The organism is Bradyrhizobium sp. 192, assembly GCF_023100965.1.
GTDB lineage: Bacteria > Pseudomonadota > Alphaproteobacteria > Rhizobiales > Xanthobacteraceae > Bradyrhizobium > Bradyrhizobium symbiodeficiens.
On sequence record NZ_CP064690.1, the window covers coordinates 7,148,747 to 7,167,494 of the forward strand.

An 18,748-nucleotide genomic window follows, 5' to 3' on the forward strand; every position below is an offset into this window, starting at 1 on the left:
CATTCGCCATTGACAAACCAGTTTGCCTATATCTAATTTACCTCCGAACCAGCCAGCCGCGCCAAGCGGCCAATAAACAGAGGAAACAACCATGAGAGGGCATCTCGCCTGCGCCATGCTCGCGGCCATGACTTCGGCTGCCATGACCACAGCGGCGACCGCGCAAGTCTCCGACGACGCGGTGCGGATCGGTGTGCTGACGGATCTGTCGAGCTGGGGCCGCGACAACTCAGGACCTGGCTCGGTCGAGGCCGCCAAAATGGCGGTGGAGGAGTTCGGTCCGACCGTGCTCGGCAAGCCGATCGAGATCATCAGTGCCGATCACCAGATGAAGACCGACGTCGGCGTGCAGATTGTGCGCGGCTGGTTCGACAACGGCAAGGTCGACGCCGTGGTCGACATCCCCAATTCCGGCATCGCGATCGCCGTGCACAACATGGTGCGCGAACGCAACAAGATCGCGCTGCTCTCCGGTCCCGGTGCGAGCTCTCTGACCGACGAGCTGTGCAGCCCGAACACCGTGCATTTCACCTATGACACCTACGCGTTGTCCAAGGTGACGGCATCCGCCGTGATCAAGGAGGGCGGCAAGTCCTGGTACTTCATCACCGCGGACTACGCTTTCGGCCAGCAACTCGAAAAGGACGCCACGCGCTTCGTCAACGAGATGGGCGGCAAGGTGCTCGGCGGCGTCAAGCATCCGACCAATACTGCGGACTTCTCCTCCTTCGCCCTGCAGGCGCAAAGCTCGAAATCCGACGTGGTCGCCTTCGCCAATGCCGGTCAGGACACCGACAACGCGATCAAGCAGTCTGGCGAGTTTGGCCTGGTCCAGGGCGGCCAGAAACTGGTCGGCCTCCTGATGTTCGACACCGACGTGCACGCGATCGGCCTGAAGGCCGCGCAGGGCACCTACATGACGACCGCGTCGTACTGGAACATGGACGAGGCAACGCGCGCCTGGTCGAAGAAATTCTTTGAGCGTACCAAGGTGATGCCGACCATGATCCAGACCGGCGTCTACGGCTCGGTGCTGCATTATCTGAAGGCCATCAAGGCCGCTGGCACCGACGATTCCGCCAAGGTGATGGCCAAGATGCGCGAGCTGCCGATCGAGGATACATTCGTCCACGGCGGCAAGTTGCGCGAGGACGGCCGCGTCATCCGCGACATGTATCTCGCCAAGGTGAAGACGCCCGCGCAATCGAAGGAGCCCTGGGATTACCTGGAGATCGTCAAGACCGTGAAGGGCGAGGACGCCTTCCGCCCAGTCTCCGAGTCCAAATGTCCGCTCCTGAAGAAGTGAGGTGAGTGATGACCGGCAACGAGCATAGCGCAATTGAGGCTTACGAGTGCGACGTGCTCGTGGCCGGATCGGGTTGCTCCGGCATGTCGGCCGCGATCACTGCGCGCCATCGCGGTCTCGACGTGCTGATCGTCGAGAAAGAGCCGCGCTTCGGCGGAACCACCGCCCGCTCCGGCGGCTGGCTGTGGATTCCCGGCACGTCGCTGGCGAAGGCCTATGGCATCGCGGAAACGCCGGAGCAGGCTCGCACCTATCTGCGCCACGAGGCCGGCAACAATTTTGATGCTGCACGCGTCGATGCATTTCTCTCGGCCGGTCCCGAGGCAGTCGATTTCTTCACCACCAAGACCGCGTTGCGTTTCGACATGCCGCTGGTGTTTCCCGACTATCACGCGGAGGCGCCCGGCGGCGCGCAAGGAGGCCGCTCCATGGTGACGCGTCCGTTCGACGGCCGCGAGCTCGGCGACCTCGTCAAGACGCTGGGCATGCCGCTCCCCGAGCTCACCGTGTTCGGCATGATGTTGGGAAGCGGCAAGGAGATCATCCATTTCATGCGGGTGACGAAGTCGCTGACCTCGGCGGTCTATGTCGCCAAGCGACTGTCGCGGCACTTGATGGACGTGCTGCGCTATGGCCGCGGCATGACGTTGACCAACGGCAATGCGCTCGCCGGGCGCCTCGCGAAATCCGCGCTCGACCTGAAGATTCCGATGTGGCTGTCCTCGCCGGTGCGCGAGCTGACGGTCGAGAACGGCGCGGTCACCGGCGCCATCGTGTCGCGCGAGGGACGCGACGTGCGCGTCCGCGCGCGGCAGGGCGTCGTGCTGGCCTGCGGCGGCTTCCCGCATGATGTCGAACGGCGCAGAAAAATGTTTCCGCACGCGCCGACCGGCAACGAGCATTTCTCGCCCGGCCCGACCGGCAACACCGGCGACGGCCTGCGTCTGGCGGAATCCGCCGGCGGGCACGTCGAGGATCGCCTGCCGAACGCGGCGGCCTGGGTGCCGGTGTCGCTGACCACGCGCAAGGACGGCACGAAGGGCGTGATGCCGCATTTCATCGACCGCGCCAAGCCCGGCGTGATCGCGGTGATGCGCGACGGCCGACGCTTCGCCAATGAGGGCAATTCCTATCACGACTTCGTCCAGGCCATGGTCAAGGCCGCCAAGCCCGGCGAGGAGATCGCGGCCTATCTCGTCTGCGATCACCCAACGCTGCGGAAATACGGCCTCGGCTGCGTGCCGCCCTTCCCGATGCCGCTGGGTCATCACCTCAAGTCCGGCTATCTGATGCGCGGCGATACGCTGGAGGCGCTGGCGGCGAAGGCCGGTATCGATGCTAGCGCCTTCGTGGAGACCGTCAGGCAGTTCAACGCGACGGCGCCGCTGGGACACGACGCCGCCTTCGGCAAGGGCTCGAAGGCCTATAACCGCTACCAGGGCGACGCGATGCACGGCCCCAACCCTTGCGTCGCGCCGCTCGAGAACGGGCCGTTCTATGCCATCAAGATGGTGATCGGCGACCTCGGCACCTATGCCGGCATCGTCACCGACGAGAACGCGCGGGCCCTCGACGCCGAGGGCCGCGTGATTCCCGGCCTCTATGCCGCCGGCAACGACATGGCGAGCATCATGGGCGGCAACTATCCGGGTGCCGGCATCACGCTTGGGCCGGCGCTGACCTTCGGCTACATTGCCGGCCGTCATCTCGCCGACAGCGCCGCCAAGCGCGACGCGGCGTAGCGCAATCGGAGGCGCATGAAGAGAGAAAGCCGCGGCATCCAGTCGATCGAGGTCGGCGGAGAACTGCTCCGGGCGCTCGCCCGCAGCGGCGAGCCGATGATGCTGCGCGATCTCGCGCGCGAGGCCGGCATGTCGCCGGCCAAGGCGCATCCCTATCTCGCCAGCTTCTCCCGCATCGGGCTGATCGAGCAGGACGAGACCACCGGCCGCTACGAGATCGGCGCCTTGGCGCTGGAGCTCGGCCTGATCAGCCTGCGCCGGCTCTCCGGCGTGCGCATCGCAAGGCCGAAGATCGCCGCGCTCGCGAGTCAGATCGGACACGCGGTGTCTCTCGCCGTGTGGGGCACGCACGGCCCGACCGTGGTGCAGCTCGAAGAGCCGGCCCAGCCCGTCCACATCGTCATGCGCGCGGGCTCGGTGATGGCGCTGCTCGAGACCGCAACCGGCCGGGCCTTTGCGGCCTTCCTGCCGGAAAAGACGATCAACGCCGCGCTCGAGAGCGGGCTCGATCGTCACGGCGTCGGCTACAATCCCAAGCGCCCCCTGAAGGGCGCCAAGCTCGCCGAGATGCTCACCGAGGTGCGCAAGCACGGCCTCGCCCGCGCACTCGGCGATCCCCTGCCCGGCGTCAACGCGTTCTCGGCGCCGGTATTCGACCATTCAGGCCATGTCGCGCTGGTCATCACCGCGATGGGCCCGGAAGGCACGTTCGATGCGCGCTGGGACAGCCCGATCGCGCATGCCTTACGGGATTGCGCGGGCGGGATCTCGAAGCGGCTGGGTTACGGGATGACGGTCGCGGCGGAGTGACCTCCTACTTGTCCTTCACCGGCACCGTGTAGTTCAGGATCAGCCGACCGCCATCCGGATAGATCGTCTGCCCGGTGATGTAGGAGGCATCGTCGCTCGCCAGGAACGCGACCACGGACGCCACCTCGCTCGGCTCGCCGCCGCGGCCGGCGGGCGTGCGGGACATCACGGTCTTGCGGGCGTCCTCGGAGGTGTAGATCGAGGACGCCACCATGTCGGTCAGGATCGTGCCCGGCCCGACCGCAACGACGCGGATGTCGTGCGGGGCGAGCGCGACGGCGGCGACCGAGGTAAGCTGCTTCATGCCTCCCTTGGACATCGCGTAGGTCGCCAGCGCCGGGATCGCCAGCAGCGCATTCACGGAGGACATGTTGATGATGACCCCGCCGCCGCCTTGCGCGATCATCTGCCTGGCCGCGGCCTGGACGCCGAAGAACGCGCCCTTCAGATTGATGCCGATGATCTCGTCGAATTCCTCTTCGGTGATCTCCAGAATGTCGCGATTGCGGGCGACACCGGCATTGTTCACCATGATATCGAGCCGGCCGAATTCCTTCACGGCGGTGGCGACGAGCTGATCGACGTCGGCGCGCCTGGCGACGTTGCCGACGACGGTGCGCAAGGCGTCGGGATGTCCGAGCTCGGCCGCCGTCGCGGCGAGGCCATCGGCATCGACGTCCGAGATCACGACCTTGACGCCGTCGTCCAAAAATCTCTTCGCGCAGGCCTTGCCGATGCCGCGCGCCGCGCCGGTGATGGCGGCAACCTTGCCGGATAATTTCATGGCTTCACTCCAGGACTTGTGACGATCTCTCGGACGCGTTCACGCAAAAACGCGCGGGCGCAAGCCCGCGTGAAACCAGGTGATCATGGAATAAATGTCGTAGACCGGCAGCCCGACCTCGGCCTGAAGCGCCGCCGCATAAGGCGGCATGTTGGTGCATTCCAGCACGATCGCGCCGACATCGGGATTTTTGGTGACAAGCTCCTTGCCGGCCTCGACCACGTCACGCTCGGCCTGCGCGACGTCCATGTCGTCCTTCTCGGCCTTGATCAGCACGCGAAAGAACTCCTTGCCGTGCTCGGTGCCGACCAGCGGCGTGTCGAGCGGCACCCCTGCACCTTCCAGATGGGCCGGCGTCAAGGTCGAGCCCGACACGGTCACGAGGCCGACGCGCTTGCCCGGCGGCAGGGTCGCCTGCACCCACGGCACCTGCATCAGCGACGAGGTCGCAACGGGAACTCCGACCGCCGCCGCGATCTCCTTCTGGAACAGGGAGAGAAAGCCGCAATTGGTGGTGATGGCCTCGGCCCCGAGCCGCACCAGATCCTTGGCCGCATCGATGAAGTCGGGCAGCAGACCGGTCGCGCCCTTCAGCACTACTTTCTCCGGCGATGCCCCGCTCACCACGCGATAGAGCACAGGGAATGGCCAGGTCGTGCCGTTGCCCATGTCGCCGGGAATGCGGGGGAAGCGCGCTTCCAGCATCAGGATGCCGAGCGGCGCGCCATAGATGGCCTTGCCGCCGCGGGCAATACGTAGAGGCGAATTGGCTGAAACGGTCATGCTGCGACCTCAGAGGAAACGTTCGGGCGCAAATGGCGCCAGCGGAATCTCCGGCGGCTTGCCGCTCAGGAGCTGGGCAACGAGCCGGCCGGTACGGGCCGAACCGACCAGGCCGACATGGCCGTGGCCGAAGGCATAGACGATGTCGCGCGAGGCGCGCGCATGTCCGATGCAGGGAATGCCGTCCGGCATGCTCGGCCGGTGCCCGAACCAGGTCTTGATACGCGAGGCCGGAATGTCCTTCGGCAGTTTTGGAAACATGCTGAAGAGATGATCCCGCAGGATCTCGGCCCGCCTCCAGTTCGGCGCGGCTTCGAGGCCCGCGATCTCGACGGTGCCGGCGGCGCGCAGGCCCTTGTTGGTCCAGTTCACCACCATCTTTGCATCTGACGCCATCATCGAGCTGCGCGGACCCGATTCCGGATGCTCGATCATGACGTGATAGCCGCGCTCGGTCTCCAGCGGCAGCGGATCCCCGACCGATGCGGTGAGCCGTTTTGAATGCGCGCCGGCGGCGACGACCGCGGCATCGCAAGCGATCTCGCCCGTCTCGGTGACGACGGCCACGAGCTTGTCGCCGTTCAGCCTCAAGCCGGTCGCCTTGGCGCGCACGTGCTTGGCACCGCCAGCGATCGCATGGTTGGCAAGCGCTGCGACATAAGCACCGGGATCGCGACAGCGTCCGGCCTCTTCCACCACCACGCCGAAGGTGTAGCGCAGATGCAGATCGGGCTCACGCTGACGCATCTCGTCGGCGTTGAGCTCCATCCACTCCACGCCGACCTTCTTGCGCAGGCGCCAGCCGAGATCGTTGTCGAAATTGCCACGCGACGGAAACACATGCATGACGCCGTTGCGCTCGATCAACTCGGGAACGCCGGCTTCCTCGGCGAGCGTCCGGTGCAGCAGCGGCGCGTCCTTCAACAGGTCGCGGAGCGCGAAGGCGATCCTCTCGACGCGCGCCTCGGTCCAGCCCGCGAGCAGATATTTGACCAGCCAGGGCAGCGCCTTCGGCAAATACGACCAGCGGATCGCGAGCGGCCCGAGCGGGTCCATCAGATATCCCGGCACCTTCTTCCAGATGCCAGGCTCGGCCGGCGGGATCACCGAATGCGACGACAGCCAGCCAGCATTGCCATAACTCGCCGCCTGTTCGCCGCCGGGCTCGCCCGGATCGATCAGCGTGACGCGGTGGCCCTCGCGCAGCGCCTCAATGGCGCTGATCACACCGACCGCGCCGGCACCGATGATGGCGACGTGGCGGCTCCCTGACATCGCCTAAGCTTTCACCGCGGGTGCAAAATCCTTGCCGACCGACATCGCGCGCGGATCGATGATGCAGTGAAGGATCGACGGCTTTCCCGAGGCCAGCGCGCGCTCGAAGGCGGGTGCGAATTCCTCGGTGCGCTCGACGCGCTCGCCATGGCCGCCGAACGCCTTCGCGTACATCGCGAAATCAGGATTCTTGAGCTGGGTGCCGACGACGCGGCCGGGATAGTCGCGCTCCTGGTGCATGCGGATTGTGCCGTATTGCGAATTGTCGACGATGATGACGACCAGCGGCGCGTCGTACTGCACGGCGGTCGCGAATTCCTGGCCGTTCATCAGGAAGCAACCGTCACCGGCAAAGGCGACGACGGTGCGATCCGGATATTGCCGCTTCGCCAGCACCGCGGCCGGCACGCCATAGCCCATCGAGCCCGAGGTCGGTGCGAGTTGGGCGGCAAAGCTGTGGAAGCGGTGATGACGATGGATCCATCCGGCATAATTACCGGCGCCGTTGCAGACGATAGCGTCCTTCGGCAGCCGGTCGCGCAGCCAGGTCATGACCTGACCGTACTGGAACGTGCCCGGCAGCTCGCGCGCCTTCTCGGTCCAGGCGAGATAATCTGCATGCGCCTTGGCAGCCTCGCCCTTCCAGGCCACCGCGCCCGACGGCTTCGACGTCTCGACGGCGGCGGCGAACGCCGCGGGCGTCGCCTGGATCGCCAGCTCCGGCTGATAGACGCGGCCGAGTTCCTCGGAGCCCGGATGCACATGGATCAGCTTCTGCTTCGGCGTCGGAATGTCGAACAGTGTGTAGGACGAGGATGGCATTTCCGACATGCGTCCGCCGATGAGAAGAATGACATCGGCGTTGTCGATGCGCGCCTTCAGGCCCGGGCTCGGCCCGATGCCGAGATCGCCGGCATAGTGCGAATGATCGGCATCGATCAGCGAGGCCCGGCGGAACGAGGTCGCGACCGGCAGGTCAAACCGCTCGGCAAAGCGCGCGATGCTCTTGGTCGCTTCATCCGTCCAGCGCGAGCCGCCGAGGATGACCAGCGGCGCCTTGGCGCCCGCAAGCATCGCGCCAAGCTTGTCGATATCGGCCGGCGCCGGCCAGCTCACGGCCGGCTCGATGCGCATGGCGTCGGCAACGGCGGCGGTTTCGGTCAGCATGTTCTCGGGCAGCGCGATCACCACGGGTCCGGGGCGGCCCTGCATGGCGACGCGGAAGGCGCGCGCCACCAGTTCCGGAATGCGATCAGGGCGATCGATCTCGACCGTCCATTTCGTCATGGTGCCGAACACCGCCTTGTAGTCGAGCTCCTGGAACGCCTCGCGCTCGCGCATGCCGGTATCGACCTGGCCGACGAACAGGATCATCGGCGTCGAATCCTGCATCGCGATGTGGACGCCGTGGCTGGCATTGGTCGCGCCGGGGCCGCGGGTGACGAAGCAGACGCCCGGCCGCCCCGTGAGCTTGCCATAGGCTTCCGCCATCATCGCAGCACCACCCTCGGCGCGGCAGATCATGACGTCGATCGGGCTGTCATGCAGCGCATCGAGCGCGGCGAGATAGCTTTCGCCCGGCACGCAGGTGACGCGCTCGACGCCTTGGGCGACGAGCTGATCGATCAGGATCTGGCCCCCGGTGCGGGTGTTGCGGATGGTCATGTCGGCTCCCTCGGGGATCTGGCGATGCGCAGTTATTCGGGAACTGCGTAAGACAGGTCGAGAGAGCGCGCAAGGTCGAAAGGCCCTGGTAGCCTGCGCAGAGGTCATGCCCGTCGGTGCCGTTTGCACGACCGCCCATTCGCGATGATATGACGGTAAACGATCGAGCGCAGCCCCCGGCGAGATGGGCCCCGGCTAGCGGCGCACCGCTGAAGCAGCGCTTCTGCGTCCGGGGCACGACCTCTGCTCAATAGACACACCTTCACCATCTCGCGGCTTGTTTCGCCCGAGTTTTGCTGACCTCTTCACGCCCTCTCCGAAGAAAGGGCGCAGGGAAGGCCGGGTGCCGGCTGGCACCCGCAAGACCCCCGTGCGAACACATTGCACACGCAATGCACGAGGGAGACACAGGGCAGCCGATCATCCGGCCTTCCCTGCGCGATGTTTGACGGCGTATGGCGCGCTCTCCCCGGAGACGAATTCCGGTTGTCTCCGTCGCCCCGCGAATTGATGGTGCGCGTTGCCCGGTTGGGCTCGGCGCACCTCCGCAAAGGCTTGGCTGTAGCAACGACAGCCGGGACCACGCGATTTGGCCGTACGCATCAGCGCCGTTCGTCCGCACGACGCCTGAAGCTCACGGGGTTCATCCCGCCCTGCCCCCGCCTCTCGTGCACGACGCTGCCGCGTCCACCGCTCCCCGATCCGCGGCTCGTGACGACGTACGACCGCCCCTTTCGCCGGATCAGGATGAGAGACACATACGCCGAACCCGAATTTCGGTAAAGTGGAATGTTTTTGCGCGCGTGGATTGACAGAGGGCGACACAGCCACGAACTCGTAGCCCGGATGGAGCGTAGCGTAATCCGGACGGTGGGAGATGCCGGGCGAGCAGCCCCGGATTACGCTACGCTCCATCCGGGCTACGAACGCTGAGCTGGTTAGGCCTGACGGTGCATGCCGCCGCAATCAAGCGACGGCTACCGGGCTTCGGCATTTTCGTTTACGGTCCGGCCGGACCACATCGTCGAGGACACCGGAATGCAAACCATCGGCCTGATCGGGGGCATGAGCTGGGAGAGCACGGCGCTCTACTACAAGCTCATCAATGAGCGGGTCCGCGATCGCATGGGCAAGCTGCACTCTGCCCCGCTGTTGCTGTATTCCTACGATTTCGAAGCGATCAAGCAGATGCAGTATGCCGGCCGCTGGAGCGAGGCGGCGGCTAGCCTGGCGGAGGTCGCGCGGCGTCTCGAAGGCGCCGGCGCACGGGCGATCGTGCTGTGCACGAACACGATGCACAAGCTGGCGCCGGATATCATCTCCAGTGTGACCATTCCGTTCATTCACATCGGCGATGCGACGGCGCAACGGATCCGGGCGAAGGGCTACCGGCGGATCGGGCTGCTCGGCACCAGGTTCACGATGGAGGAGGACTTCTATATCGACCGGCTGCGCGCGCATGATCTCGACGTGCTGGTTCCTCCTACTGAGGCGCGCGCCGACGTGAACCGCATCATCTACGACGAACTCTGCCTTGGAGTTGTCGCCGATCCTTCGCGCCGCCGCTATCGGGAGGTGATGGCGGCGCTGGTGGCCGCCGGCGCTGAGTGCATCATCCTCGGCTGCACCGAGATCACGATGCTGGTCGGCCCTGATGACACCTCGGTCGAGACCTTCGACACCACGGCCATTCATGCCGAGACGGCGGCCGATTTCGCAATCGGGTGATGCGTTTGGTGCGCGGCGAGCCGTAGAGACGCTGGTCCCGACCTGATCACTGAGCAGGCAATGCTGCACTGCGGTCCAAATCGGACACGAAGTCGAACGGAAGTCGCGCTTGATTTTTGGTTGTCCTTGCCCCACCCGAGAGCGATGGCAAAGGACAGCAAGATCATCGCCGCCAACGCGGCCTTTTACGCCGCGTTTTCGACCGGCGATTTCGACGGCATGGAACGGATGTGGGCGGCCGACGACGCCATTTCCTGCATCCATCCCGGTTGGCCGGCCATCATCGGCCGTGCCACCGTGATCGGAAGCTGGCGCGACATCCTGCAGAACCCGGAGCGTCCCCAGATCGTCTGCGCCGAGCCGCAGGTCATCGTCGACGGCGACAGCGCCCGCGTGCTCTGCATCGAGATCGTCGACGGCACCGCTCTGGCCGCCGCGAACCATTTCCGCCGCGTCGGAGACGAGTGGCGGCTGGTGCACCACCAGTCGAGCCCGATCGCGCAGATAGTCGAGCAGGCTGAAGACGATAGAGCGAGCCACCGGGTGCACTGACCGCGGCCGACGCGCCGGCGTGACCTACTGTGCATGGGGTTGTTTTTCCATTTTTGATTTGCCGGCAAGTTCCGACAAATCGTCCAGCACGCACCGCGCCGCGGAAAAATCATCATCCGCAAAGAACAAGCTGCGGGTGATCAGAACCGGAATGCGGGCGCGCGAGGCCGCGATCAGCCCATTGGCGGAATCCTCGATGGCGACGCAGTCGGCCGCGCCCAGCTTCAGCCGCGCCAGGGTTTCCAGATAGACGTCCGGCGCGGGTTTCTTGTGCCTGACGTCGTCACCGGCGACGATGGCGTCGAACCCTGCAGCCCAGCCCGGCCCCAGTGCCTGCGACAGCAGCGCATCGATATTGCCGTGCGAGGTCGTGGTCGCAATCGCAAGCCGCTGGCCGCGCGCCTTCGCCGCGGCGAGCAACTCGGCCACGCCGGGCCGCAACGGACAGCAGCCGGTCTCGACCAGCCCGGCATAATGCACGGTCTTGATGCGGTGAAGTTCCGCGATGTCCGCGTCCGGCAGAGGCGCCGCGCCTCCCAGCCGGGCTTGATAGGCGCGCATGCGCTCCTTGCCGCCGGTTATCCGCAGCAGGTCCTTGTAGAGGGCGCGGTCCCACTGCCAGTCGAGACCGTAGTGGGCGAAGGCGTGGTTGAAGGCCTGCCGATGCAGTTCCTCGGTCTCGGCCAGGGTGCCGTCGACGTCGAAGATCAGCGCGGCCGCACGCCGGATCAACTCATTGGCGTCCGCCGGTGCGAAAGCCGGCGCCTCTGCCCGCATGATCGGTGCCTCCCTGTGACAGCCGAACATCGCCCGGGGCATGAGGCGAGACAAATCGTAATATCTTTTGCCGGACCCAAAAATCTCTTATGAGCGAAGGACGCGCAGCTTGCGCGGGAACTTTCATCTGCACGGGAGACGCATGCGGCTCTTCATCCTCGGCCTCGGCTACAGCGCCCGGCACTTCGCCCGCCAACACGGCGGCAGCTTCTCGCATATCGCCGGCACGGTGCGCGATCCCGCAAAGCGGGATGACCTCGCCGGCATCGAGGTACACGGCTTTTCCGGCGGATCCCCCGCACGCGAGACGGTCGAGAGAGTTCGTGACGCCGACGTGCTTCTGGTGTCGATCCCGCCCGGCACCACCGGCGATCCCGCCATCGCGGCGTTCGGCGACGTGCTGGCGGCGGGCCGCCGCAGGATCGTCTATCTCTCCACCATCGGTGTCTACGGCGATCACGGCGGCGGCTGGGTCGACGAGAGCACCCCGCCGCAGTCGACACTCGACCGCGCCCGCATGCGGGTTGGCGCCGAGCAGGCCTGGATGGACATTGGCGATGCCGCGATCCTGCGGCTTGCCGGCATCTACGGCCCCGGCCGCAACGCGCTGGCGACGCTGCGGGCGGGAACGGCCCGGCGCATCATCAAGCCCGGCCAGGTCTTCAACCGCATCCATGTCGACGATATCGCGGGCGCGATCATGGCCGCCATTCAACACGGAAGCGGCGGCATCTGGAACGTCTGCGACGACGAGCCGGCGCCGCCGCAGGACGTGATCGCCTATGCGGCTGAGCTGATGGGCGTTGCGCCGCCGCCGGAAGAGGATTTCGCGACGGCCGAGATGTCGGCGATGGCACGCAGCTTCTATGCTAGCAGCACCCGCGTTTCCAATGCGAAACTGAAGCGCGAGCTCGGCGTCGCACTCGTCCACCCGACCTATCAGCGCGGCCTCGATGCGCTGTGGCACGCAGGCGAAGCACGATAAGTTCCGACATCTCCGACGCGTCCCAGACATACCCCCGCTCGCGCTTGACTTCGCGCCGGTGCAATCGTGATCTAGGCGTCCAGCGAGCCACTCACACAACGAGCTCGCGCGGGAGGACATCATGAACAAGACGATCGCTGTGCTCGCGGCGGCGGCTGCCGTCATCACATTCGGCACGGCCAACGCCGCGCCGCTGCCCGAAGCCAAACCCGACGACGTCGGTTTCTCCAGTCAGGGCCTTGCGCGCCTCGACAATTTCTTCGCCCGTGAGATCGCCGCCAAGCGCGTCCCCGGTGCGGTCGTCGCCGTCGCACGCGACGGCAAGCTCGTGCACTACAAGGCCTACGGCATGCTCGATCCCGACAAGGGCACGCCGATGCCGGTCGACGCGATCTTCGCGCTGGCCTCGATGACCAAGCCGATGGCGGCGGTCGCGGGCCTGACGCTGATGGAGCAGGGACGGTTGCCGCTCCAGGCCAAGCTGTCCAATTACTATCCCGGCTTTGCCGACATGAAGGTCGGCGTGACCGAGGCCAACGGTTCGCTCAAGCTGGAGCCGCAGGCCACGCCGATCTTCATCCACGATCTCTACCGGCACACCTCCGGATTGATGTATGGCGGTCGCCCGGACTCATCGAGCCCGGTGGCACGGCAATACCCTGACGGCACAGCGCCGGCGATCGAGGGCGATACCCAGGCCTTCATCGACCGCATCACCAAGCTGCCGCTGGCGCATCAGCCCTCGACCGAGTTCGAATACGGATTCTCGATCGACGTGCTCGGCGCCGTCGTCGAGAAGGTGAGCGAGCAGAAGCTCGGCGACTATCTGGCCGCCAATGTCTGGCAGCCGCTCGGCATGAAGGACGCGACCTTCCACCCGACCGACGCGCAGCGCCCTCGTCTCGCCCGTCCGTTCGCCAAGGATCCGCTGACGGGCAAGCCGCAGGCGATCAAGCTGCTGGACACCCCGACCAAGTTCGATTGCGGCGGCGCGTGCTCGTTCGCGACGGTCGGCGACTACATCCGCTTCGGACAGATGCTGCTCAACGGCGGCGAGCTCGACGGCCAGCGCATCCTCGGTCCGAAGACCGTGCATCACATGACGACCAACCATCTCGGCCCCGAGATCAAGAACAACGTGGCCAATGTCGAGCCGCATCGCGCCGGCTTCGGCTTCGGCCTTTCGGTCGCGGTTCGGACCAGCGAGGGCCTGTCGTCGGTCCCCGGCAATCCCGGCGAGTTCACCTGGAACGGCGCCTACGGAACCCAGTTCTTCTGCGATCCGAAGGAGCGTCTCGTGGTCGTCGTGGGGACGGCCGCGCCCGGCGAGCTCAGGAAGTATTATCGCGAGCAGGTCCAGGACATCGTCTATGGCGCGATGACGAAGTGAGACCGGCTTGACTTGAAAGAGCAAGGGCGGCCGATCGGGCCGCCCTTTGTTTGTCCAGGCGTCAGCTCAGGACGCCGTACTTCTTGAACCACGCCTCGGCCTGCTTCCAGGCATCTTCCGCGGCGTCCTTGCGGTAGCTGCCGCGGTAGTCGGCATGGAAACCGTGCGGCGCCTCCGGATAGATCTTGAATTCGGCGGTCTTCTTGTTCTCCGCCAGCGCGGCCTTCATCTGCTCGACCTGTGCGACGGGAATGCCGGTATCCGCACCGCCATAGAGGCCGAGCACCGGCGCCTTCATCTCGGGCGCGAGCTGCATCGGACTCTTCGGCCAGAGCGGATTGGCGGGATCGACCAGCGTGCCGTAGAACGCCACGCCGGCCTTGAGCGTTCCGCTGTGGGCGGCATATTCCCAGACCGTGCGGCCGCCCCGGCAGAAGCCGATGATGCCGAGCCTGGTGGCGTCGCCGCCCTGCGATCCCGCCCACGCCGCCGTGGCGTCGAGATCGGACAACAGCTCGGCGTCCGGCTTGGCATTGACGACCGACAAGAGGTCCTTGATCTCCGAGATCTTGGTCAGGTCGGTGCCCTTGCGGAAATAATAGTCGGGCGCGACGGCGAACGCGCCGAGCTTGGCGAGGCGCCGCGTCACGTCCTTGATGTACTCATGCAGCCCGAAAATCTCCATCGCCACGACGATCACCGGCGCCTTGGTGTTGCCGGCGGGACGGGCGAAATAGGCGGGCATCTCTTCGGAGCCGACCTTGATCCTGGCGTCGCCGACCTGCAGGCCATTGGTGTCGGTCGCGATCGCCTCGGCGCGCACGGGCCCGGCCGCAAGCGTGTAGCCGGCGGCGACGGCCGCGGTGGCACTCATGAAACCGCGGCGCGAGACCGGGGCGATTTTCGTCAGCCCGACGACGTCCGAAGTCATGGTGGTCTCGAAGCTCATCAATCTATCCCTTCCCGCTGCGCATGGTGCCCCCCGGGGCGACGCATTCGCCAATAATCGCCGGCGAAACGCAAATCACCAGCCTGCGAGCATGCGCGCTTTCAGCCGGGCCCTGCCGTTTCTTCAGCGGCGCGGTCTCGGCCATCAGCCCATCGCGACAAAGTCCGGCGACTGCGGCACGCAGGAGGCGACGGTGGCGGCCAGTGCCGCAGACTTGACGTTGAGCGGCGCTGCTTGGTCGATGCCCAACGACACTCTGACATTCCCATCGCTGATGTGCCGGACTTAACCGTCTAGCTGCACCGCATTGCAACATCCGTTAACCGAAAAAACAGGGTTCTCTCCCGGCCGGCCGCACCGCCAGGTGCTGCAAGTGATGCGCATCCGTGCGCGTTCGACACGCTCACTCGCAACAAATGGATACCGCAGCCGCCGCAATGACACATCATGTTGCTCGCGCTCCGCATATCACCGTCAACTGGACGCGAGCCTTCGTGATTTTGATTGAAATTTTCAGAGGACTTGAGCCGTGCGATTTACTCGAACTTTCTTCGTGACACCGTAGTTCCACGGCCGGAAGTTCCATCTCCGCAGCGGAGAGCTTCTTCCCACGCGCGGTCCGCCGTCCGGCAACGGACGAAGGGCCACGCACGAACTTCATTCTCGTCCCACACGGATTGCGCACCCCCAAGGCTCAATTGAATAAAGTCTATCCGATCTGGAATTGAAATGAATTTGGCTCGCGAATCGATTGAACTGCTGGAACAGGTTGCACGAATCCTGTGGTTCGAAGGCACCAAGCACGGCTTGCGCGACCGCGAATGGATGGCGCTGCGCTTCCTCTCCCGCGCCAACCGCTTTTCCCGGACGCCTTCGGCGCTCGCGAGCTACGTCGGCACCACGCGCGGCACCGCCTCGTTCATCATCGGGGAGCTCGAGCGGCTGGGCTATATCGAGCGAAAACGCTCGGCCACCGACAAGCGCTCGGTGATGCTGAGCGTGACGCAGCAGGGCAAGAAATTCCTGGTGCGCGATCCCGTCAACGTTCTGGTCGAGGCGATCGCCGTCCTCGACGACGAGGTCAAGATCCGCTTCCGCGACACGTTCCGTCACGTGCTGGATCAGTCGGACGCGGCCGAGCAGCGGCACCACACCGACGTCTGCAAGCGATGCATCTTCCTCCGGGAGGAGCGCACCGCCACCGACAGCAAGGCAGCGGCCGAGTTCAGCTGTCGCCTGTTTCGCTCGCCGATCGCGGAAGCGGAAGTCGACCTGCTATGCACCAGCTTCGAGCATCACCGCCAATAGAGGACAGCCCTCGATCAGGGCGTTGCCTTGCGTGACGAATAGATGACGCCGCCGCTCGCCTCCACCACCGGGCGCCCGTTCTCGCTCCTGATCTCCTCGATGCGGCCAAGGCCCGGCACCTGCTGTCCCAGCACCGCCTCGATGACGCCGTTCGGACTCTGCAGGATCGCAATGCCTTCATAGGCTTGGCGGACTGACCAGCCCTTGATCACCTTGCGCGGCGCCGGCGCGCGCTCGGACGGAGAGACCGAACCCGTGAACTCGGGCGCCGCGACCGAGGCCGCCATCGCCCCTTGCTGTGGCGCGGGCTGCGATTGAACCATGGCCGGCGCCGGCGTCTGAACCTGCGCTTGAGCCAGCTTGTCGAGCTTCACCGTCGAGGACGAGCTCACCCGCTCGATACGGTCCAAATTCTCGGCAAACCTGCCGAAACGGTCATTGGTCGCCTTGCTCGATTGATCCACCGCGGTGCGCAGGCCATCGAGATTTTCCGACACGCCGGACACCTGCTTGCGCAGTTGCGCGACGGTCTCGCGCAGATTCCTGATCTCCGTATTGGCCGCAACGTTGTTCTGGGCGGGCTGCGTGGTGAGATAGGCGATCACGCCGGTGCAGGCGCAGACCACCAACATGGCGGCGACCGCCAATGTTGCGAGCGGCGCAACCCATGTCGGACGGGGCGGCGGGGGCTTGGCGACGATTATGGCCGGCTTGATCACGGTCGGCGCCGGCTTGGAAATCGCCATCTTGTCGAGACGCGCCTTGGCGCGAATGCGTTTCAGCCCCTCGAGTGCCTCCTTCGCGAGAACTTCGTCGCTCGCCGCGGCCGACACACGCTTTGCGCCCGCAGCAGGCTTGGCCGCTCGCGCCGTATCATCCTTTGTCTCGCGTGCTTCGGGAGCCGGCTTCGCCGTTGCGGAAACATCAGCGGTCGCGCCGGGGCGCGCTTGTCCATCGGACAACATGTGAAAATGCTCCGTTCGGTTCGATCTGTCGAACGGTGACGTTAGGTGCCGAAGCTTGCCTGAAACGTGCGCATTGAAAATCTTTCATCGCGCGCGATGCGACGTCACATCAGTCAACCGCGTCATGCACGTGGCGAGAGTGCGACTCGAAAGACACACACTCGCCAAGTTTTCGCCAAGCTGGAGTCTCGCCGCCACACGTGAGTCGAATTGTCGCATGTGGAAAACCGCGCACCCGAGTCAATCCCGGGTTGAAATCCCCTCGATATGCCTGAGCCACAGCACCACTAAAATAGCTGTTATTGTACGGGGATGCGGAACCTTAGAACCGTCAGGGTGCAGAACTAGTTTGATTTCCGAAGCAACTGATGCGTTTGAAGATATCAAGAAACAACCAGAAACAAACCAACAGCATCAAGCACACGTAGCAAACGCTTTGTTACGCACGCTTGATCGGAAATCGGCAATTGTTACGGTCCTACTCAGGTGATTCTCGCCAGTTGGCGAGGAGATCGACACAGATTCAGTCGTGTTCGGACGCGATGAGCAACTTGGCGCAACTGGTCTAGGTCGGTTCTCAATCCGCTCCGCGAGGTGATCCGTAAGACACCCGCCGGGCCTCACGCAGTAAGCGTTCAGTATCGAGTTGAAGTACCAGGCCTGCGAGACGCAGGCACTGAATGCGTAGGGCTGCCCGCGAATATCGAGACCATAACAACGGTTCGCGGGAAGGAATGTCGTCAAACAGCATCGTTGCCGAGCCGGGCATCATAACAACCATCCGGCCGCGACAGGTGCGAAACAGGGGCGAAAGACTGATGTATATAATCGTTGATGATCGCGAGAGCGTCGCGAACAGCTATGTCGGAGGGCTCGTTCGCGAAGGCGTATCGTCGATCGGCTTCTCCTCCGGGGAATTCTGGGACTGGCTGCAATCCGCGAGTGAATCGGATCTGGCAGCGGTGGACGCCTTCCTCCTCGGGGACTGCGATGCACGCGGAAGCCTGCCGCGGGCGATGCGCAAGCGTTCCTCCGCTCCCATCATCGCCATGAGCGGCCAGAAGATGCTCAAGAACACGCTGGAGCTGTTCGAATCGGGCGTCGACGACGTCGTGCACGTGCCGATCCACCTGCGCGAGATCCTGGCCCGAACGGCAGCGATCGCGCGCCGCCGGGTGGGCGAGCTGCCGAGGCCCTGCGAGAGCAGGATCCAGGTCTTCTTCAACGGCCGGGACCCCGAGATCGCGGGCCACGCCCTCACCCTGCCACGCCGCGAACTGCGCATTCTCGAATATATGGTCAGCAATCACGGCAAGTGGATCACCAAGACGCAGATCTTCAACGCGGTCTACGGCATCTTCGAGTCCACCTTCGACGAGAGCGTGATCGAGAGTCACGTCAGCAAGCTGCGCAAGAAGCTCCGCGACCGCCTCGGCTTCGACGCGATCGTGGCCCGCCGTTACGTCGGATACCGCCTCGACATCCCCGCCGGCGAGACCCTCGACGTGCCGATGCAGGAGCTCGACGAGGTCGGCATCATCCTCAACAGGGCGCATGCCGTCCCGGCGGCCTACCCGGCCGGAAACTGACACGGCCTCCGGCGAAACCGACAACGGCCTCTGCGAAGCACCTTCGCGGAGGCCGTTGCGCGTTTGGAGGCGGCGAGCAGAGCGCACGCCTCGTCCTTCGAGACGGCGCTGACGCGCCTCCTCAGGATGAGGCTAATCGG

At 65.1% G+C, this 18,748-nt stretch carries 16 protein-coding genes; 9 read left to right on the top strand and 7 right to left on the bottom strand.

The genetic code is table 11. The features are described from left to right. Positions 1-91 precede the first annotated feature (91 nt). The 3 genes from IVB24_RS33485 to IVB24_RS33495 are packed head-to-tail and all read left to right on the top strand — an operon-like array spanning position 92 to position 3,858. On the top strand, positions 92-1,306 hold the full coding sequence (locus IVB24_RS33485) for an ABC transporter substrate-binding protein (protein ID WP_094977159.1): 1,215 nt from the start codon (positions 92-94) through the stop codon (positions 1,304-1,306). An 8-nt stretch (positions 1,307-1,314) separates the two neighbouring features. Next, positions 1,315-3,048 (top strand): FAD-dependent oxidoreductase, encoded by a 1,734-nt coding sequence (locus IVB24_RS33490; protein WP_247770662.1) that lies wholly within the window; start codon positions 1,315-1,317, stop codon positions 3,046-3,048. Between the two features lie 15 nt (positions 3,049-3,063). Further along, positions 3,064-3,858, top strand: coding sequence for an IclR family transcriptional regulator (locus tag IVB24_RS33495; protein WP_247770664.1), 795 nt, complete (start codon positions 3,064-3,066; stop codon positions 3,856-3,858). 4 nt (positions 3,859-3,862) lie between these two features. On the opposite strand, the gene IVB24_RS33500 is transcribed toward IVB24_RS33495, so the two are convergent. Genes IVB24_RS33500 through IVB24_RS33515 form a run of 4 tightly spaced genes read right to left on the bottom strand, consistent with a single transcriptional unit; the run spans position 3,863 to position 8,365 of the window. Next, entirely contained in the window at positions 3,863-4,642 is a 780-nt protein-coding gene (locus IVB24_RS33500) for an SDR family oxidoreductase (RefSeq protein ID WP_247770666.1), read from the bottom strand. Positions 4,643-4,681: 39 nt separating this feature from the next. Then, a complete protein-coding gene (locus IVB24_RS33505; protein ID WP_247770668.1) occupies positions 4,682-5,425 on the bottom strand; it encodes an aspartate/glutamate racemase family protein in 744 nt (247 codons plus the stop codon). A gap of 9 nt (positions 5,426-5,434) precedes the next feature. Next, complete coding sequence (locus tag IVB24_RS33510; protein ID WP_247770670.1) at positions 5,435-6,700, bottom strand: FAD-dependent oxidoreductase; 1,266 nt, start codon at positions 6,698-6,700, stop codon at positions 5,435-5,437. A gap of 3 nt (positions 6,701-6,703) precedes the next feature. After that, positions 6,704-8,365 (bottom strand): thiamine pyrophosphate-binding protein, encoded by a 1,662-nt coding sequence (locus IVB24_RS33515; RefSeq protein ID WP_247770672.1) that lies wholly within the window; start codon positions 8,363-8,365, stop codon positions 6,704-6,706. Between the two features lie 1,038 nt (positions 8,366-9,403). Between IVB24_RS33515 and IVB24_RS33520 the strand changes: the two genes are divergently transcribed. Further along, entirely contained in the window at positions 9,404-10,093 is a 690-nt protein-coding gene (locus IVB24_RS33520; RefSeq protein WP_247770674.1) for an aspartate/glutamate racemase family protein, read from the top strand. Between the two features lie 144 nt (positions 10,094-10,237). Continuing rightward, complete coding sequence (locus IVB24_RS33525) at positions 10,238-10,645, top strand: nuclear transport factor 2 family protein (protein ID WP_166476042.1); 408 nt, start codon at positions 10,238-10,240, stop codon at positions 10,643-10,645. 24 nt (positions 10,646-10,669) lie between these two features. Here the strand turns inward: IVB24_RS33525 and IVB24_RS33530 are convergent, their stop codons facing one another. Next, entirely contained in the window at positions 10,670-11,422 is a 753-nt protein-coding gene (locus tag IVB24_RS33530; protein WP_247770676.1) for an HAD family hydrolase, read from the bottom strand. 142 nt (positions 11,423-11,564) lie between these two features. On the opposite strand from IVB24_RS33530, the gene IVB24_RS33535 reads away from it, so the two are divergent. Together IVB24_RS33535 and IVB24_RS33540 are read left to right on the top strand one after the other, a co-directional pair. Beyond that, positions 11,565-12,407, top strand: coding sequence for an SDR family oxidoreductase (locus IVB24_RS33535; protein ID WP_247770678.1), 843 nt, complete (start codon positions 11,565-11,567; stop codon positions 12,405-12,407). Positions 12,408-12,528: 121 nt separating this feature from the next. Next, complete coding sequence (locus IVB24_RS33540) at positions 12,529-13,797, top strand: serine hydrolase domain-containing protein (RefSeq protein ID WP_247770680.1); 1,269 nt, start codon at positions 12,529-12,531, stop codon at positions 13,795-13,797. Positions 13,798-13,858: 61 nt separating this feature from the next. On the opposite strand, the gene IVB24_RS33545 is transcribed toward IVB24_RS33540, so the two are convergent. Further along, on the bottom strand, positions 13,859-14,746 hold the full coding sequence (locus tag IVB24_RS33545) for a dienelactone hydrolase family protein (protein WP_247770682.1): 888 nt from the start codon (positions 14,744-14,746) through the stop codon (positions 13,859-13,861). Positions 14,747-15,475: 729 nt separating this feature from the next. Here IVB24_RS33545 and IVB24_RS33550 point away from each other — a divergent pair. After that, entirely contained in the window at positions 15,476-16,054 is a 579-nt protein-coding gene (locus tag IVB24_RS33550) for a MarR family transcriptional regulator (RefSeq protein ID WP_094977147.1), read from the top strand. A gap of 14 nt (positions 16,055-16,068) precedes the next feature. Here the strand turns inward: IVB24_RS33550 and IVB24_RS33555 are convergent, their stop codons facing one another. After that, complete coding sequence (locus IVB24_RS33555; RefSeq protein WP_247770684.1) at positions 16,069-17,019, bottom strand: hypothetical protein; 951 nt, start codon at positions 17,017-17,019, stop codon at positions 16,069-16,071. An 818-nt stretch (positions 17,020-17,837) separates the two neighbouring features. Here IVB24_RS33555 and IVB24_RS33560 point away from each other — a divergent pair. Beyond that, positions 17,838-18,608, top strand: coding sequence for a response regulator transcription factor (locus tag IVB24_RS33560; protein ID WP_162307708.1), 771 nt, complete (start codon positions 17,838-17,840; stop codon positions 18,606-18,608). Positions 18,609-18,748: the final 140 nt, after the last annotated feature.

Coding starts and splice junctions, on each gene's coding strand:
- IVB24_RS33485 (WP_094977159.1), top strand. CDS start 92: ATGAGAGGGCATCTCGCCTGCGCCATGCTCGCGGCCATGACTTCGGCT.
- IVB24_RS33490 (WP_247770662.1), top strand. CDS start 1,315: ATGACCGGCAACGAGCATAGCGCAATTGAGGCTTACGAGTGCGACGTG.
- IVB24_RS33495 (WP_247770664.1), top strand. CDS start 3,064: ATGAAGAGAGAAAGCCGCGGCATCCAGTCGATCGAGGTCGGCGGAGAA.
- IVB24_RS33500 (WP_247770666.1), bottom strand. CDS start 4,642: ATGAAATTATCCGGCAAGGTTGCCGCCATCACCGGCGCGGCGCGCGGC.
- IVB24_RS33505 (WP_247770668.1), bottom strand. CDS start 5,425: ATGACCGTTTCAGCCAATTCGCCTCTACGTATTGCCCGCGGCGGCAAG.
- IVB24_RS33510 (WP_247770670.1), bottom strand. CDS start 6,700: ATGTCAGGGAGCCGCCACGTCGCCATCATCGGTGCCGGCGCGGTCGGT.
- IVB24_RS33515 (WP_247770672.1), bottom strand. CDS start 8,365: ATGACCATCCGCAACACCCGCACCGGGGGCCAGATCCTGATCGATCAG.
- IVB24_RS33520 (WP_247770674.1), top strand. CDS start 9,404: ATGCAAACCATCGGCCTGATCGGGGGCATGAGCTGGGAGAGCACGGCG.
- IVB24_RS33525 (WP_166476042.1), top strand. CDS start 10,238: ATGGCAAAGGACAGCAAGATCATCGCCGCCAACGCGGCCTTTTACGCC.
- IVB24_RS33530 (WP_247770676.1), bottom strand. CDS start 11,422: ATGCGGGCAGAGGCGCCGGCTTTCGCACCGGCGGACGCCAATGAGTTG.
- IVB24_RS33535 (WP_247770678.1), top strand. CDS start 11,565: ATGCGGCTCTTCATCCTCGGCCTCGGCTACAGCGCCCGGCACTTCGCC.
- IVB24_RS33540 (WP_247770680.1), top strand. CDS start 12,529: ATGAACAAGACGATCGCTGTGCTCGCGGCGGCGGCTGCCGTCATCACA.
- IVB24_RS33545 (WP_247770682.1), bottom strand. CDS start 14,746: ATGAGCTTCGAGACCACCATGACTTCGGACGTCGTCGGGCTGACGAAA.
- IVB24_RS33550 (WP_094977147.1), top strand. CDS start 15,476: ATGAATTTGGCTCGCGAATCGATTGAACTGCTGGAACAGGTTGCACGA.
- IVB24_RS33555 (WP_247770684.1), bottom strand. CDS start 17,019: ATGTTGTCCGATGGACAAGCGCGCCCCGGCGCGACCGCTGATGTTTCC.
- IVB24_RS33560 (WP_162307708.1), top strand. CDS start 17,838: ATGTATATAATCGTTGATGATCGCGAGAGCGTCGCGAACAGCTATGTC.